We start from the raw sequence: 15779 nt of genomic DNA, 5'->3' as shown, positions 1-15779 counted from the left end.
AGCAAACGCAGGCAACGAAGAAGATGGTATTTTGATGGTGGGTCAGGGATTAAATCCCTTGCTTGAAAAGGTCTTCTGAGCCTGATACCGCATTGGGCTTGGGTGACTGTTCTGTGGGGATGGTGCCTTCCTTAAAACATTCAAACAGGGTTTTTTTGCTCTCTTCAATGGGCAAAAGCCCGGTTTCGGCATCAATTTTAGCAAAGACAATGCCTTCGGGGACGTTAAAGGTGCGCACCGGTTTTCCTTCCAGGGTGTTTTTCATATAATCCAGCCAAATGGGGCTTGCGGCTCTGGAGCCGGTCTCTCCTTTGCCCAGAGGCGCTTCCTGGTCAAGGCCCACCCAGACAGCTGTGGTGTACCTGGGGGTGTAGCCCAGAAACCAGGCATCGTATAAATTATTTGTGGTGCCGGTTTTTCCGGCGACGGGCCGTTTCAATGCCTTGACCCGGCGGCCGGTTCCTGATTTGACCACACTTTCTAAGATGCTGGTCATGATATAGGCTGTACTCATATCAATGACTTTTTTTCTGACCAGTTTGGAAGATTCCAAAAGGGTGTTGTCCCTGTCGTAGATTTTGGTGATAAACACAGGTTCAATAAAATATCCCAGGTTGGAAAACACGGAATAGGCATTGATGATCTCAAGAAGGGACAGACCCGAAGACCCTAAAGCAATGGAAAGGTCCTTGTTTATCTGTGAGGTGATTCCAAGTTTTCGGGCATAATCAATCACATAGTCAACCCCGATATCCTGGAGTATCTTGATGGTGACGATGTTTCGGGATTTGGCCAATGCCTCCCTGAACAGGATCGGGCCGTAAAATTTTTCCTTGTAATTGCGGGGTTTCCAGATAAAGTCGCGTTCCGTATCCTCAAAGACCACGGGGGAATCAATGATAACGCTGGCTGCCGTATATCCCTTGTCCAGGGCCGCAGCATAGAGGATGGGCTTAAACGCGCTGCCGGGCTGACGGCGGGACTGGTAAGCGCGGTTAAACTGGGAATTTCGATAATCCCGGCCGCCGATCATGGTTTTCACATGTCCTGTTTCAGCCTCAATGCTCAAAAGGGCGGCCTGGGCAACGGGTTCCTGGTACAGGGAAAATTCATATTCTCGGTCTTCCATGATTTCGTTGATCACTTTTACAAAAATCACATCACCGGTTTTCAGCACCTGGGAAGGGGTTTTGACCTTGGTTTCATAATAGGCGCGGTTGGGGTTGGGTTTGCGGGCCCAGGTCATTGTGGCCAGGCGGATGAATCCGTATACGTCTCCCACCCGGACCTGGGTTACTTTGTTTTCATCGTCCACCTTTAGGACCACACCCTTGTAAATTCCGTTTTTCTGGGGCAGGGTTCCGTTGAGTTCCCGGGCGGTTTCGCGACAAAATCCTTCCACCTGAAGCGCGGTGATGTTTTTGATTGGTCCCCGGTATCCGGTTCGTTTGTCCAGGTCTGTCAGCCCTTTTTTTACAGCGGCCCGGGCGATTTTTTGAAGGTCAATGTTCACGGCGGTATGGATATTCAGCCCCTGGTTGTAGAGCATGTCCGGCCCGTATTTTTTTTCAACATACCGTCTGACATGTTCGGTATAGTAGGGCACCCGTTCAATGAACCAGTTTTTCCTGGGTTTGATATCCAGTTTGGTGTTGATTGCCTCTGTCACATCAAGGTTGGAGATCATGCCCTCTTCTTTCATCCGGTTGAGGGTGTAAATCTGGCGCTGTTTGGCACGGTTGGGAAATCTGAAGGGGCTGTATCGGCTGGGGGCCTGGGGCAGGCCCGCCATCATGGCGGCCTCGGCCAAACTCAGATCCTTTGCATGTTTGCCAAAATAGTTTTCAGCCGCCGCTTCCACTCCGTAGGCGCCATGACCTAAATAAATCTGGTTCAGATAGAGAAATAAAATTTCATCCTTGGAAAATTTTTTTTCAATTTTATAGGCCAGTATGGCTTCTTTGAGTTTGCGCTTGTAGGTTCTTTCCGGGGTGAGCAAAAATGATTTGGTGACCTGCTGGGTGATGGTGGACCCGCCCTGGACAATGGTGCCGGCCTTAAAATTTTTAATAAAGGCCCGGGCAATGGACTGAATATCAATGCCCGGGTGTTCCCTGAACCGGGAATCTTCGGCCGCAACAAATGCATTGAGCAGGTTGGACGGCATGTCTGACAATGGGATGACAATCCTGCGTTCCTTATAAAATTCACCGATTTTTCTGCCGTCATCAGAAAAGACATTGGTGACTGTGGCAGGCCGGTAATCCTTTAGGGTATTGATTTTGGGCAGGTCCTGACTCAGATAGAAAAACAGGCCGGCAAGGCCAGCACACCCCACGGCCGTGACCAGGATAAAAAAGATGAATGACCATTTGAAAATGGAAAAAAACAGGCTTTTTTCTTTTTTTCTGCCTCTTTTTTTAAGGATCTGGGAGCGGCTCTTTTTTGTTGTCATAAAGTCCTGAAAATTTGTCTATTTTGATAAAAATACCTGGTTTTATCAGATTCGTGGTAAGATGGCAATACCTATGAAAGGGAATGAAAACCGGTATCCTGAATATATAAATTGACTTTTCAGGGCCAAACCATTAAATATAAAGGTTTTAATACTAGCATTCATAAAAGAATGCATCAGATTAAAGGACGATTTACATCATGCTAGAACTTGATTTTGAAAAAACAGGCGGGTTGATTCCTGCCATTGCCCAGGATGCTAAGACCGGTGAGGTGTTGATGCTGGCATATATGAACCCGGATGCATTTAATGAAACCCTGGCTTCGGGGCGGGCGGTTTATTTTAGCCGGTCCAGAAACAAGCTGTGGAAAAAAGGGGAGACCTCGGGTCATGTTCAGCATGTCAAAGAGATACGGGTGGATTGCGACAATGACACTGTGCTTTTAAAGGTAGAACAGGTGGGCGGGGCAGCCTGTCACCTTGGCTATAAAACTTGTTTTTTTAAGACAGTCGAAGATAACGAATTTAACATTGTTGAACAGAGGGTGTTTGACCCGGAAAAGGTATACAAATAATGGAAAAGATATTAAAGCTGGGTATCCCCAAAGGGAGCCTTCAGAACGCAACGATCAACCTGTTTAAACGGTCTGGATGGAAAATTAATGTAGAGGGAAGAAGCTATTTTCCTGATATTGACGACAATACCATTGAGTGTGCCCTGTGCCGGGCCCAGGAAATGTCCATCAATGTGGAGAGCGGGGTTATTGATGCCGGCCTCACAGGGTTGGACTGGGTGGCTGAACACGAGTCAGATGTCCATGTGGTCTGTGATCTTGTTTACTCCAAGGTCTCTGCAAGACCCTGCCGCTGGATCATTGCCGTGGCCAGCGACTCCCCCATTCAAACCCTTGAAGACCTTGAAGGCAAGACCATTTCAACGGAATTGGTTCAGTATACCCGGCGGTTTTTCAAAGAGCGGGGCATTAATGTCAATGTTAAATTTTCCTGGGGGGCCACCGAAGCCAAAATTGTTTCAGGGCTTGCCGACGCCATTGTTGAGATCACGGAAACCGAATCCACCATCCGGGCCCATAACCTGAAAGTCATCCACGAGGTCATGCAGACCAATACCCAGCTGATAGCCAATAAAACCGCCTGGGAAAATCCCAAAAAAAGGGAAAAAATCGAACAGATTGCCATGCTGCTCAAGGCCGCCCTTGTGGCGGAAAAGCTTGTGGGCATTAAGATGAACGTTGAAGCGTCCAAGCTGCCGGCCATTGTTGAACTTTTACCCAGCTTAAAAGGCCCCACCGTGGCTTCCATTTACCAGTCCGACTGGTTTGCGGTTGAAGCCATCATTGAAAACAGCCTGGTTCGGGATCTTATCCCCAAACTGCTCAAAGAGGGTGCTGAAGGCATTATTGAGTACTCGTTGAACAAGGTGCTTTAAGATGAAACCGGCGTCAAGATGTGAAAAAATTACCCCCTTTATCGTCATGGATGTACTGGAAAAGATTCATAAGATGGAGGCCCAGGGGATCGATGTGATTCATATGGAGATCGGGGAGCCGGATTTCAACGTTCCCCAATGTGTGAATGATGTCAGTGTTGAGGCCCTGTCCCAAAATGAGACCTCCTATACCCACAGCTTGGGGGATCTGAGGCTGAGGGAGGCCATCTCTGCCTATCATAAGCGCACCTATGGGACCGATGTCGATCCGGGTCATATCCTGGTGACCTCGGGCACATCCCCTGCTATGCTTCTGCTTTTTTCAGCCCTGGTGAATCCCGGGGATGAGGTCATCATCTCTGATCCTCACTATGCCTGTTACGCCAATTTTATTCACTATGTTCAGGGTGTGCCAGTGACCGTGACGGTCTCAGAGGAAGAAGGGTTTGTGTACACGCCTGACGCCATCAGGGAGAAGATCACCCCCAAAACCCGGGCGATTTTCATCAATTCACCTTCCAACCCCACAGGCAACGTCATTCCCTGCCAACGGATGAAAGAGATTGTCAGCGTGGCCAAGGAACACGGGCTTTATATTATTTCAGATGAAATTTACCACGGCCTGACCTATGAGGGAAGAGACCATAGTATATTGGAATTCACAGACCAGGCATTTGTGCTCAATGGATTTTCAAAGTTGTTTGCCATGACCGGGCTGCGTCTCGGGTATTTGATCGCCCCGAAATCTTTTGTCCGGACTCTCCAGGTCTTGCAGCAAAATTTTTTCATCTGTGCCAATTCCGTGGTCCAGCTGGCCGGGGCCGCGGCCCTGACCCAAGCCCAAAAAGAAACAGATCTCATGCGCAAGACCTATGATGAGCGGCGTAAATTCATGATACAAAGGCTCAAGGAAATGGGATTTAAGATCATGGTAGAGCCCACAGGGGCATTTTACGTCTTTGTGAATGTCAAGCATATCTCCATGGATTCCTATAAACTTGCCTTTGATATCCTGGACAAGGCCCATATCGGGGTGACCCCGGGGATAGATTTTGGGGCCAACGGGGAAGGGTTTCTAAGGTTTTCCTATGCCAACTCAATGGAAAACCTTAAGATCGGCATGGACCGAATGGAAGGATATTTAAAAAAATACCTATGAAAATCTGCCAGGTCGAATTTGTCAAAAGCGCTGTAAAACCCGCCCATTATCCAGAGTATGATTTCCCGGAAATCGCCTTTGCCGGCCGTTCCAACGTGGGGAAATCTTCGCTGATCAACACCTTGATCCAAAGAAAGAATATGGTCAAGACAAGTTCCAGGCCGGGATGTACCCAGCTGATCAATTTTTTTCTGGTCAACGAGGCCCTGTCCATGGTGGACCTGCCCGGTTACGGGTATGCCAAGGTCTCCAAAAAAGTTCGGGCCCAGTGGCAGCCCATGATAGAACGATATCTTTCCGCGCGGAATAATCTTATGGGCCTGGTGCTGCTCATTGATATCCGCAGGGATGTGAGAGCAGAAGAGTTTGAACTGGCCAAATGGCTTGAATCCCACGAAATGCCGTATTTGGTGGTCTTGACCAAGGCAGATAAATTATCCAAGACAAAACAGGCCAAACAGCTTGAGGCCATCTGTTCCCAGCTGAACCGGGAGAAAAACGGGGTGATCCTGTTTTCCGCCAAAACCCGGAAAGGCCGGGAGACCATTATGGATGAAATTGATAACCTGATTGACTGGTATACCCAGGGAGATGAGATATGACAAAACCAAACCGGTCCGGATTTGTGGGTATTATCGGTGCACCCAATGCGGGTAAATCCACCCTGCTCAACCAGGTGTTGGGCCAGAAGATATCCATTACCTCTAAAAAACCCCAGACCACCCGGGACAGGATATTGGGGATTGTCAACCGACCTTGCACCCAGATTGTGTTTGTGGACACGCCGGGCATACACAAGAGCAGTACCCTGCTGAATCAGCGGATTGTGGACCAGGCCCTCCAGGCTCTTGAGGATGTGGATCTCATTTTGTTTATGGTGGATACGGCCGCAAGAAATTATTCCGCTGAAAAATTGATTGTCCAGCGTCTGGAAAAAACCGGAAAACCTGTGGTGCTCGGGCTGAACAAGATTGATTTGTCCCAAAAATCAGAGGTGTACAGATTGGTGGATGAATTTAATGCCTTGTATGCCTTTGAATCCATTGTTCCGGTTTCTGCCAAGAAAAATATCCAGGTGGAGACCCTGCTTGAAGAGGTGGAATCCCGCCTGCCCGAAGGTCCTATGCTCTACCCTGAAGAGACCTTTACCGATGTTTCTGAAAAATTTATGGTCAGTGAAATCGTCAGGGAAAAGGTGTTCAGGCTTACGGGAATGGAGATTCCCTATTCCAGTGCCGTGACCGTGGATTCATTTGAGGTGGAGAAAAAACTGATTGTCATCCATGCCAGTATCCATCTGGTCCGCAATTCCCAGAAAGGCATCATCATTGGTAAAAAAGGATCCATGCTCCAGCGTATCGGCACAAGTGCCCGTAAAGATATTGAAGAGATGCTCGGATCCAAGGTCCTGCTCAAGCTTTTTGTTAAGGTCACCAAAGACTGGGTATCAAATGAACGTCGCCTCAGTGAGTTCGGATATTAATTCATAGGCTGGATATGGACCCTTATTTTTCCTTTGGCGACGAATCTGTTCTGAAAAAGGAACGGGCAAAGGCCAGAACGCTTCGGGCAAGCCAGTGGTGGAAACGAAAGAGATCTATCGGGATCTGCCATTATTGCCAGGGCAGGTTTTTACCCAAAGAGTTGACCATGGATCATGTGATCCCCATTGCACGGGGCGGACGGTCTGAAAAATTTAATCTGGTGCCCTGCTGCAAAGAGTGCAATACCCGGAAAAAACAGATGCTGCCTGCAGAGTGGGGGGAGTATATGGAAGGTCTTAAAACCGGTAAATAACCGGCAGAATAGGGTGTGTCCCCATTCTGCCAGTATTGGGTATTACTTTTTTTTATTTTTTACTGCAGAGTCTGTGAATGGTCTGGGCGTGCCATTCGCCCCGGCCTGAAAAGGTCGGCTGTCCAAGATCAATAAGACGTTTTGCAACCTGATCATAGGTGGCGCCCTCTTTTCTCATGGAATCGATAATGCCCATGACCTCTTCTCTGGGTAAGAGCTTGGCATCCCCTGGGGTCGGTTGTACGGCAGGGGGCTTGGTCACCACTTTTCTGCGTTTCCTTAATACAGGCTTGGCCGGTTTTTTGGTTTTTTCTTTTTCCTGGGCAAGTTCTGCCTTGAGCAGCTCTTCTACGGTGCCGTCAAGCTCGTCTTCTGTTTCTTCCTGGGAGGAAACATAATGGTTTTCAAAGGCCGGGGGCGTTTGGATGGACATATCCGGTGCAATATTGAGATGGGTCATGACCATTTCAATGGCATCTGCCTGGCGTTGAAGCAGGTCTGCTGTTCTTTCCTGAACAACGATCATATACTCCTGGTTTTTGACCAGGGTTTCTACCTGGGTGGCCAGGGTGTCCATGGCCTCTATCATCATGTCCATATTGGTGTTTTCAACCGGCATCTGATTTCCGGCCTGGGGCTGTTGCCTTTTCATCTGGGGATTTCTGGTTTTGGAATATCCGCCGCCATAGGAATGGAATCTGGAACCGCTTGAATACTGGTATGAATTGTCGCAGTTTTTGCGCGTTTTGGGGGTGCGCTGTTTCTCAGCCTGACCATTACGAAGGCTTTGTAAAAAATCGTTCATCTAATTTGCTTCCTCCTTAGGAATATAAACCCATGTCGCACAATTTATTTTTGAAGAATTATGACTTCAAGTATTAATCGGTCTTGATCAAATGCGAACATTATATGATATATTTTAAATACATTCTATAATAGAATGCAGGGTATTTATCTATTGTTTTATTTGGGTTGTCAAGTATTTTTTACGATTTCCAGGACTTGGGATACACTTAAAATTTTTAATCCAAATTCACGGGGTCAGCCCAAAGATGCGTAAAAGACAGGGCCCTTGTTTTTAACCTATACTCTTTGATCAAGGTAGGTTAAAGGCTGCAGCCGATTTCGCCAAAGGAATGCACAATCATGTTTATTGCCTTTGTTCCAGGGTTCTTTCATAGGATTGAATCAGCTCAAGGGCCTGGTGTTGGTTTTCAAGACCGGATAAAGCCCTGCGAAACGCCGTAGCGCCCGGCAGTCCTTTGACAAACCAGGCCAGTCTGCCCCGAAGCATTTTGCAGCCGGCAGATTCGCCGAAATAGTCCACATAAAGCCGGATCAGCCGTTCCATTTTTCTGAACACCTGGCCGGGCAAAGGAAGGTCATATCTGCCCGTATCCAGGAATGCTTCAATCTGGGATAGGATAAAAGGATTGGCCATGGCTGCCCGGCCCACCATCACCCCGTCGCATTGGGTGAGTGCCATCATCTTGGCGGCATCTTCAGGGGAATTTATATCCCCGTTTCCAATCACGGGTAAATCAATTTCCTGTTTGAGCCGTTTAATATGGGTCCAGTCTGCCTTGCCTTTAAATCCCTGGGCAGCCGTCCTAGGGTGAATAGCAATCGCATCCACACCCTGGTTTTGGGCTATTTTTGCCAGGGCCAGGGCCTGGTTCCCGGAATTATCCCATCCTGACCGGATTTTAATGGTAAAGGGCAAGGTGGTGGCCTGGCGCACGGCCTGCAAAATATCGCAGGCAAGGCCCGGTTCTTTCATCAGAGCAACCCCCGCCCCTTGTTTGATCACTTTTTTAACACTGCACCCAAAGTTGATATCAATGATATCCGCACTTGTTTTTTGGTCAATAAAAGCGGCTGCTTTTCCCATGGACTCCGGGTCTGAACCAAATATCTGGACTGATAATGGCTTTTCTTCCGCCGTTGATTCCAGAAGAACCAGGGTTTTTTCAGAGTTGTAAAATATGCCTTTGGCACTGATCATCTCAGAGCAGACCACTGCCGCGCCGCACTCTTTGACCAGCTGCCTGAACGGCAGGTTGGTGATGCCGGCCAAGGGAGCCAGAAAGGTGGTACCGTTTATATTCAGGTTTTTTATTTTCATTTGTCCGGTTTTAAATCCTGGCCTGTCCTGGCATAACAAAACAGGCAATTATGAAAACAGGGGTGAAGATCATATGACCCGACATCAACGGATCGGGTGCATTTGCACCCCTGTTGCCGCCGTTGTCCGTAATCCCCTGCGGTTTCAGGGTTGCCCCCGAATAATTTTTTGTAAAGCCTGCCGTTGATGCAGGCATTTTCCATGACATTTGTTTCTGACGTTAATTTTCGGGCCAGGTCGCCCTGGCAGCAGAGAAAGAGCTCCATTTGGTTTGATTCTGCCTGTTTGCCCATTTTTTGAATCACCTGGGTTTGGGTCTGGGAATCCAAGGGGAGAAATTCAAGGTCAAAAGGGCCTGAGTTTTTCATTTTGCGAATTCGCAAGTTCACTTTTTTATACGGATCGTAAAAACTGGTGACGCACCGGGAAATGCCCATGGCAGAAAGGGCTTTTAATATATATTCAAACCCGTCCAAATTGGTCTTGGATTCACCCTGGTATTGATAGGCGCAAATGGGGTCAAACCGCCAGGTGATCTGGGAAGGATCAAAGGCTGAACAGAGTTGCTCTGCCTGGGCAAGCCTTGAGTCCAGGTCCGGGATCCCCGGCTCAAGCAAGGGATCAGGGGGGGTGATGGTGAAATTAAAAAAAAGGTTATACCCCTTGTCTGCCAGGATTTTATGGGCGTTGAGCCCGAGAAAGGGCTTAAAGTTCTTTGACCAGAACACAATGGTGTGAACCTTGTCCTGTGTGGCATCCACCTTTCGTGATTTTTGGTTAAAGGGGTTGGTGACCGTAAAATATCCCTGGTCTATGCAGTCAAGGAACCAGGGGGTATACCATCCGGGGATATCGGTCCGTCTGGATGCCGATAAAATGATTTTGGGTTTAGCCAATATCCGGTTCCGGGTTGTTTTTATTGTTTTTAAGGTCGGCAAAGGAGATGATTTTCCCTTGGGATTGTTTGGAAGAGGCATCCGGGTCCGGCCCGGTGGTCTTGGGGCGGGGGACACTCGGGTCCGTTTCAAGGGGGGTGTCTGGGCATTTAACACGTTCCAGCCGCATTTTTTTCCCGTTCATGAAAAAATCATCCCCGCTAATATATTCGTCCTTTAATATCCAGGTCACGACTTGGAGAGGGATTTGAAGCATAAGCAGCTTGATCTGGTACCAGTCTTTTTTATGGTCGGGCAAAATGCTTTCAACCCGGGCAAAAGAGACCGGTGAATCTTCCAAATGGATCAATACAATATCGTTAATCGTGGTCATGACTCCCCCGGGTAATTTTTCTTGTCAACGGGCCAGATATACCATAATCTGTAAAATATCAAAAGATGTGAATTGAGCGCCTTGAGTATCAAGGCCATGGAGGATATGTTTGGATAAAAAATGGCAGGTGTTTTTTCTGGTGGCGTTTTCGCTTTTTATGTCCACACTGGATTCCAGTATTGTGAATGTTGCGCTTCCCTTTATCATGACAGATCTCTCCCAGACCATGGGGACCATCCAATGGGTGGTGACCGTCTATCTTTTATTTGTTTCCTCTTTTTTGCTTACCTTTGGCAGGCTCTCTGATATTATCGGCCGGCCCCGGGTCTACAGGCTTGGATTTGCCGTTTTTACCCTGGGATCGTTTTTATGCGCCATTTCCGGGACCGCAGCCGGGCTGATTTTATCCCGGGCTGTTCAGGGCATGGGAGCTTCCATGCTCATGGCCTGTTCACCTGCCCTGATCGTTGACGCCTTTGAGCCTGCGAACAGGGGACGGGCCTTGGGGCTGATGGGAACCTGTGTGGCCGCAGGCCTTACCCTGGGGCCGGTTGCCGGGGGCTTTATTCTGGAATATTTTGCCTGGCCAACTATTTTTTATATTAATATCCCCGTGGGCCTGGTCGCCCTGGTCTGGAGCCGCTGGGCCCTGAAACCCAAAAGGGGACATTCCAGCCATGAATCCATGGACATTTACGGCAGTCTGTTTATGGCAATTTGGGTCGCAAGTTTTATCATCGGTCTGATCCGGTCTCCGGACTGGGGGTTTTTCTCCTTTAAAGGGGGGGGCTGCTGGGCCATTGGAATCATGGCCTTTATTGGATTTGTCGTGCATGCACAAAGGGCTGTCCATCCGCTTCTTGACCTTGGATTGTTGAGGGTGAGGCGGTTTTCACTGCCCCTGGGCGCAGCCCTGTTTTTATTTGCAGCCTTGTTTTCCCTGGTTTTTATGATGCCCTTTTATCTGAGCCTGATCTGCGGGTTTTCACCGGCTAAAACAGGGTTGATTATGATTGTTCCTTTTATATTTCTCCTGGTGATCTCCCCGGTTTCCGGGGGGCTGGCCGACAGACTGGGGTCCATGCTGCTCTGTTCTGCAGGCATGGGATGCCTGGCCATTTCTCTGGCCTTTATGGCAACCTTGTCTCCCTCAACCGGGGAATTTGGACTCTTTTGGCGTCTTTCCCTGGCCGGTATGGGAACGGCATTGTTTGTCTCTCCGAACAGTGCGGCCATCATGGGGGCTGTGCCGGCTGAACACAGGGGGATTGCTGCAGGCACCATGGCCACGGCCAGGAATCTTGGCATGGTGGTGGGGGTGGCCTTGGCCTCGAGCATCTTTACCCGAACATTTACCGGCCTGACCCAGGGGGTGGGCCTGGACCATTATACCCCGGGCATGGCCCCTTTTTTTATGACAGGGTTCAGGTATGCCATGGCCGCGGGTGTCAGCCTTGCCCTTCTCGGGTTTGGGTTGACCCTGGCCTATGGCAATGATTTGAGATCCTGGAAAAAACCTTAAGGTTTTTAAACCAAACTGATGGATAAAAGGGGGAGGGGCTATGAGCAAATTTGAGGGGTATGAATCCCTTGACCTGCCAGGGGTGACAGCCTATTTGTTTCATCCCAGACGTCAGGACGGAAAAAGGCGAGCAGATCAGAACCGCCAAGACATGATGATCCCGGTGGAAAAGGATGTGGCTTTGGGTGCCTCTTTGCATCTTGGAGATCCTGACAAGCCGGTGTTGCTGTTTTTCCATGGAAACGGAGAGATTGTTTCAGATTATGACGATATTGGGAACGCCTTTTTCCAGGCCGGAGGGGTGAATCTTTTTGTGGTGGATTACAGGGGGTATGGTGAGTCCACAGGCCGTCCGTCGGTGTCTGCCATGATGGAAGACGGGCCTAAGGTTTTAAATTTTTTGAAAACCATGATGAAGCAAAAAAAGATGAGCGGCCCCATATCCGTGATGGGCCGCTCTCTGGGCAGCGCTCCTGCCATTTGTCTGGCGGCCGACTTTTTTTTCCACGCCTTGATTGTGGAAAGCGGGTTTGCATTTACCGAGCCCTTGTTAAGGGTTCTGGGCCTGGATCCCGAGGCCATTGGCTTTAAAGAAGGCCAGTCCATGGGAAATCTTGACAAGATCAAAAAGGTCAAAAGCCCCTGTCTGATTATTCATGCCCAGTTTGACCGTTTAATCCCTTTTTCAGACGGCAAGGCCCTGCATGATGCCTGCCCGGCAATTAAAAAGCACCTGCTTGAAATCAAGGGAGCCGACCATAACAATATCTTTGCTTGGGGCATGATTCCCTACCTGGATCAGGTCAGGCAGTTTAGTTCAGGCAATTTTTAAAGGCCTTTTTCAATAATTGTCTTTTGGCTCGATTCCTTGGTTGGGGGCAAATTTAAAATTATTCGAGCCTTTCTCTTGTTTCGGTCAGGGCTATTTTTTGGCCAAAGGAACAATGAGGACCGGGACCGAGGTCTGCTTCAAGACTTTTCTGAGCACATGGTCGCCCATGGCTTTTGCCAAAAGTCCCTGCTGTTTGCAGCCAATGACAATTGCGTCGCATTTTTCCTCCACAGCCGTCCTGGAGATCTCTCCGGCAACGGAAAGGCTCTCGGTGACCAGGATTTTTTCAATGGGAGAGGCTTCCTGCTCTGGCATTTTATCGGGCTCCCCATTGGAGAAAAACCCCATAATGGCCTGGCGGATGCGCAGGGCGTCTACATTTTTTCCGGTAAGAAGATCATGGGCCCCGCTTTTGTGTTCATTTTTAATGTTTTGGTACAAGGTCTCCCCAAATGCCATTCTCACCCGTTTTTTTGAATTCTTGCTGGCCTCTTCCATCACGTGAAGGACAATAATCTCCGCGCCTGAATAGGTGGCATATGACACCGCGTGTTCAAACACTTCTTTCATGTCATAGGATAGGTCTGAGGCAAATAGAATCCGTTTGATTTTTTGTATCATCATGGGTCTCCAATTTGGTTTTAGATTTTCATAAATATGCTTCATATAATAAATAAACCCCATTGATATGCAAGCCTATTTCATTTTTTTTACAGGACAGACCATTGAAAATTGACAAAAAGGGGATGATTTTTTATCCCATGGCAGCTCAGGTCTGCGCCGACCGGCGCAGGATATCAGCTTGCTCATGAAAAGGGTTTACCCGCTGTGGGGGCGCAGTTTGCACCTGCCTTAAGGCTTGGTAGACTCATTTTTTTGGTCACCTTTACACTTGATCATTTGGGGCATTTGATTTTTGATTTGTCGTTTGCGAACACCAGGCGTTCAAATTCATTTTTACAGGCGTCACATTGGTATTCAAAAATAGGCATGGGGGTTTCCTTTTTTTCTTTTCTCAGGGTCAGAACCTGCCCTGTTTGAATTTTTTTAATCATAGTTTCTGACTTAAGGCTGCTTTTCTGATCATTTTGTAAAGTTTTTGCGGGGGGATATGATTATGTTCGGCCCCTTGTTTCAAGGTTTGTTCAGGTGATAGAAAAAGCCCTTTAAACGCCATGATTTTGATCACCAGTTCAGGATCAATTTCGTATTCCAGGCAAAAGGCATTCAGGGTTTTGTTTCCCGCGCCAGGCGGGGCGGTTGGGGGCATCTTTTTTTTAAGGTATCTGCCCTGGTCCGGGCTGATGATTTCAAATAGTTGCCGGGGTGAGCGGTTGTTTTTCCGGGCAATGTCCAGGAAAATCTGGTCCGGGCTGGTGACTTTGATCCCTGCCCGATCCAGCCGTTGTTTTGCATCCTTTAACAGAATTTGACTCTTTTGGGTCAGGGCCTTTAAAGAAGATTGTTCCGCATGGCCAAAGGGAGGCTGGCCATACTCAATCGCGGCATTGTCTTTAATGGATTGGCTAAAACCGATAATTGAAGAAAACGGCGGAACCATGAAATAGGTCCCTGTGACCACCACCAGGGTGATTGCCAGGGCCGCATTAAAATTGGCTGTAAAAAAAATGAGTTTTGTTTTTTTGTTTTTTAAATAGGCCATGACAGCCTGCCAATTGTAATAGAGGTGCAGGCCCAGGGTGATGATAAACAAAATGCCCAGATTCACGTGAAGTTCACCCCATTGGGATTTGCTAAGTCCGAAAAGATGCCAGTCAGCCCAATAGGCGATCCTGCCATGGGGAACAATATAGAGGATGATACTGGTGATCAGAATCAGAACAAAAGAGATCAAAGCGGTCAAAGAGACAATTTTGCGCAATCTCATAGGGAGTTCCTTTTGCAGGATATTTTTAAATAGTTACACAGGGTCTTGTCCGGTGATGTTTTTTTCTCTTTTAGGGTCAAGCCTGCCTGGAAAATTTTGTCTTTACTGGAAAATGCATAAGGATTGTTATATTTAAGGTTTATATGCAACGTTGTTATTTTTTTTAATATTATATCAAGGGGATTTCAAATGGAAACATTATTATTGGCAGGCGGCGTCATCCTTGTGTATTTTCTTCTCCAGATTTATATCCTTCCTAAAATGGGGATTTCCACATGAATGAAAGAGGCCTGTCAGGGGACAGGCAAGACCAAGAAAGATAGATTTGAAAAAAAAGATTGATTTTCTTCTTCAAGTGTTGTCCTGAAAAATGATCAGAAGATCTCCACGTATCAGGGTTTGGCAGTAAAAAGCTGACAGCATCATCCGGCCCCGGCGTTGAGGGTGTGCTGAATTTTAAAAGGCAGGCTTGACTCTAAGATTCTCTTTGGCTATAGTTCGACCTAAAAGTGCAAAGTGGTAGTTTTTACTTTCTGCTTTGCAGGCGAGACAGAGGAGATTGGATATGGCCATAACAGGGGGACGACCGAGAAATAGTACGGACGAGCCCATGCTCAAGATGAAGGAGTTGGCTGATGCTGCCGGAGTGGCCAAGTCCACTATTTTGCTTTATGTGAAAAAGGGGCTGCTGCCCCGGCCTGTTAAGACAAGTCCCAACATGGCCTATTATGATCCGGCCTGTGTTGATCGGATCGGGTTTATCAAAAAAATTCAAGCCAGCCACCGCCTGCCCCTGGCTGCCATCAAAGGGCTTTTTCGAGAAATGGACAAGGGCCGCGATATTACCCCTCTGCTCGAACTTCAGTCCACTGTATTTGGAGGGGCTGCCCAAAAAATGGATGCGGCGGATTTTGCAAAGGCATCCGGGCTTGGGCCTGAGCAATTGGACAGGCTCTGCCGGCTTGGGTTGATCATTCCCCTGGAACCCGCCCTGTTTGATGAACATGACCTTGAACTGGCACTGCAGCTGAAATCCTGCATGGAAAGGGGCCTGGATCCGGATGACCTGGCCTTTTATCCCAAATTTGCAAAACAGATCGTGGCCGCTGAGATTGGTTTAAGAGAGTCGTATACCCAGGGGTTGGGGTATAAAGAAAATGCCCTGCTCACCCTGGAACTGACCCGGATGGCCAGGGGCTTAAGGGCCTATGTGATTGACCGGACCCTGCAAAAAAAATTGATTGGATTCAAAGGACTTAAAAAAGAATAATATTTAGGAGGC

Annotated in this window: 17 protein-coding genes; 9 read left to right on the top strand and 8 right to left on the bottom strand. The window is 48.1% G+C overall.

All coding sequences use genetic code 11. The annotated features are described in order from the left end of the window. Positions 1-49 precede the first annotated feature (49 nt). Positions 50-2455, bottom strand: coding sequence for a PBP1A family penicillin-binding protein (locus HUN05_21145; GenBank protein ID WDP87318.1), 2406 nt, complete (start codon positions 2453-2455; stop codon positions 50-52). A gap of 200 nt (positions 2456-2655) precedes the next feature. On the opposite strand from HUN05_21145, the gene hisI reads away from it, so the two are divergent. From hisI to HUN05_21115, 6 genes are read left to right on the top strand one after another with little or no spacing between them, the layout of a single operon-like run. Then, positions 2656-3030 carry a phosphoribosyl-AMP cyclohydrolase gene (gene hisI, locus HUN05_21140; GenBank protein ID WDP87317.1) on the top strand — a complete coding sequence of 125 codons (375 nt, stop codon included), beginning with the start codon at positions 2656-2658 and terminating at the stop codon, positions 3028-3030. Then, on the top strand, positions 3030-3905 hold the full coding sequence (locus tag HUN05_21135; GenBank protein WDP87316.1) for an ATP phosphoribosyltransferase: 876 nt from the start codon (positions 3030-3032) through the stop codon (positions 3903-3905). The genes hisI and HUN05_21135 overlap by 1 nt, the downstream gene beginning before the upstream one ends. 1 nt (position 3906) lies before the next feature. Further along, positions 3907-5064 carry a pyridoxal phosphate-dependent aminotransferase gene (locus HUN05_21130; GenBank protein ID WDP87315.1) on the top strand — a complete coding sequence of 386 codons (1158 nt, stop codon included), beginning with the start codon at positions 3907-3909 and terminating at the stop codon, positions 5062-5064. Then, positions 5061-5666, top strand: coding sequence for a YihA family ribosome biogenesis GTP-binding protein (locus HUN05_21125; protein WDP87314.1), 606 nt, complete (start codon positions 5061-5063; stop codon positions 5664-5666). Before HUN05_21130 ends, HUN05_21125 begins: the two co-directional genes overlap by 4 nt. After that, positions 5663-6547, top strand: coding sequence for a GTPase Era (gene era / locus HUN05_21120; protein WDP87313.1), 885 nt, complete (start codon positions 5663-5665; stop codon positions 6545-6547). The genes HUN05_21125 and era overlap by 4 nt, the downstream gene beginning before the upstream one ends. A gap of 14 nt (positions 6548-6561) precedes the next feature. Further along, entirely contained in the window at positions 6562-6861 is a 300-nt protein-coding gene (locus tag HUN05_21115; GenBank protein WDP87312.1) for an HNH endonuclease, read from the top strand. Positions 6862-6913: 52 nt separating this feature from the next. Here the strand turns inward: HUN05_21115 and HUN05_21110 are convergent, their stop codons facing one another. The 4 genes from HUN05_21110 to HUN05_21095 form a co-directional block, all read right to left on the bottom strand. Beyond that, complete coding sequence (locus tag HUN05_21110) at positions 6914-7666, bottom strand: hypothetical protein (protein ID WDP87311.1); 753 nt, start codon at positions 7664-7666, stop codon at positions 6914-6916. Positions 7667-8011: 345 nt separating this feature from the next. Then, positions 8012-8986 (bottom strand): tRNA dihydrouridine synthase DusB, encoded by a 975-nt coding sequence (gene dusB / locus HUN05_21105; GenBank protein WDP87310.1) that lies wholly within the window; start codon positions 8984-8986, stop codon positions 8012-8014. Then, positions 8983-9963, bottom strand: a complete 981-nt coding sequence (locus tag HUN05_21100) for a DUF1848 family protein (protein ID WDP87309.1) — start codon at positions 9961-9963, stop codon at positions 8983-8985. The genes dusB and HUN05_21100 overlap by 4 nt, the downstream gene beginning before the upstream one ends. Further along, positions 9875-10255, bottom strand: coding sequence for a hypothetical protein (locus HUN05_21095; GenBank protein ID WDP87308.1), 381 nt, complete (start codon positions 10253-10255; stop codon positions 9875-9877). The genes HUN05_21100 and HUN05_21095 overlap by 89 nt, the downstream gene beginning before the upstream one ends. A 103-nt stretch (positions 10256-10358) precedes the next feature. Here HUN05_21095 and HUN05_21090 point away from each other — a divergent pair, with 103 nt between their 5' ends. Then, positions 10359-11777, top strand: coding sequence for an MFS transporter (locus HUN05_21090; protein ID WDP88175.1), 1419 nt, complete (start codon positions 10359-10361; stop codon positions 11775-11777). A gap of 40 nt (positions 11778-11817) precedes the next feature. Then, positions 11818-12609 (top strand): alpha/beta hydrolase, encoded by a 792-nt coding sequence (locus tag HUN05_21085; GenBank protein WDP87307.1) that lies wholly within the window; start codon positions 11818-11820, stop codon positions 12607-12609. Between the two features lie 90 nt (positions 12610-12699). Here the strand turns inward: HUN05_21085 and HUN05_21080 are convergent, their stop codons facing one another. The 3 genes from HUN05_21080 to HUN05_21070 form a co-directional block, all read right to left on the bottom strand. Then, positions 12700-13233, bottom strand: a complete 534-nt coding sequence (locus HUN05_21080) for a universal stress protein (GenBank protein WDP87306.1) — start codon at positions 13231-13233, stop codon at positions 12700-12702. A 272-nt stretch (positions 13234-13505) separates the two neighbouring features. Then, positions 13506-13601 (bottom strand): hypothetical protein, encoded by a 96-nt coding sequence (locus tag HUN05_21075; protein ID WDP88174.1) that lies wholly within the window; start codon positions 13599-13601, stop codon positions 13506-13508. A 59-nt stretch (positions 13602-13660) separates the two neighbouring features. Beyond that, positions 13661-14497, bottom strand: coding sequence for a DUF4405 domain-containing protein (locus tag HUN05_21070; GenBank protein ID WDP87305.1), 837 nt, complete (start codon positions 14495-14497; stop codon positions 13661-13663). 565 nt (positions 14498-15062) lie between these two features. Here HUN05_21070 and HUN05_21065 point away from each other — a divergent pair. Next, positions 15063-15767: a MerR family transcriptional regulator gene (locus HUN05_21065; protein WDP87304.1), complete on the top strand. Its 705-nt coding sequence runs from the start codon at positions 15063-15065 to the stop codon at positions 15765-15767. The last annotated feature ends 12 nt before the right edge of the window (positions 15768-15779 follow it).

This window comes from Desulfobacter sp. (assembly GCA_028768545.1).
GTDB lineage: Bacteria > Desulfobacterota > Desulfobacteria > Desulfobacterales > Desulfobacteraceae > Desulfobacter.
The sequence above is the reverse complement of the archived record's forward strand: the minus strand, read 5'-3'. Positions and strand labels throughout refer to the sequence as shown.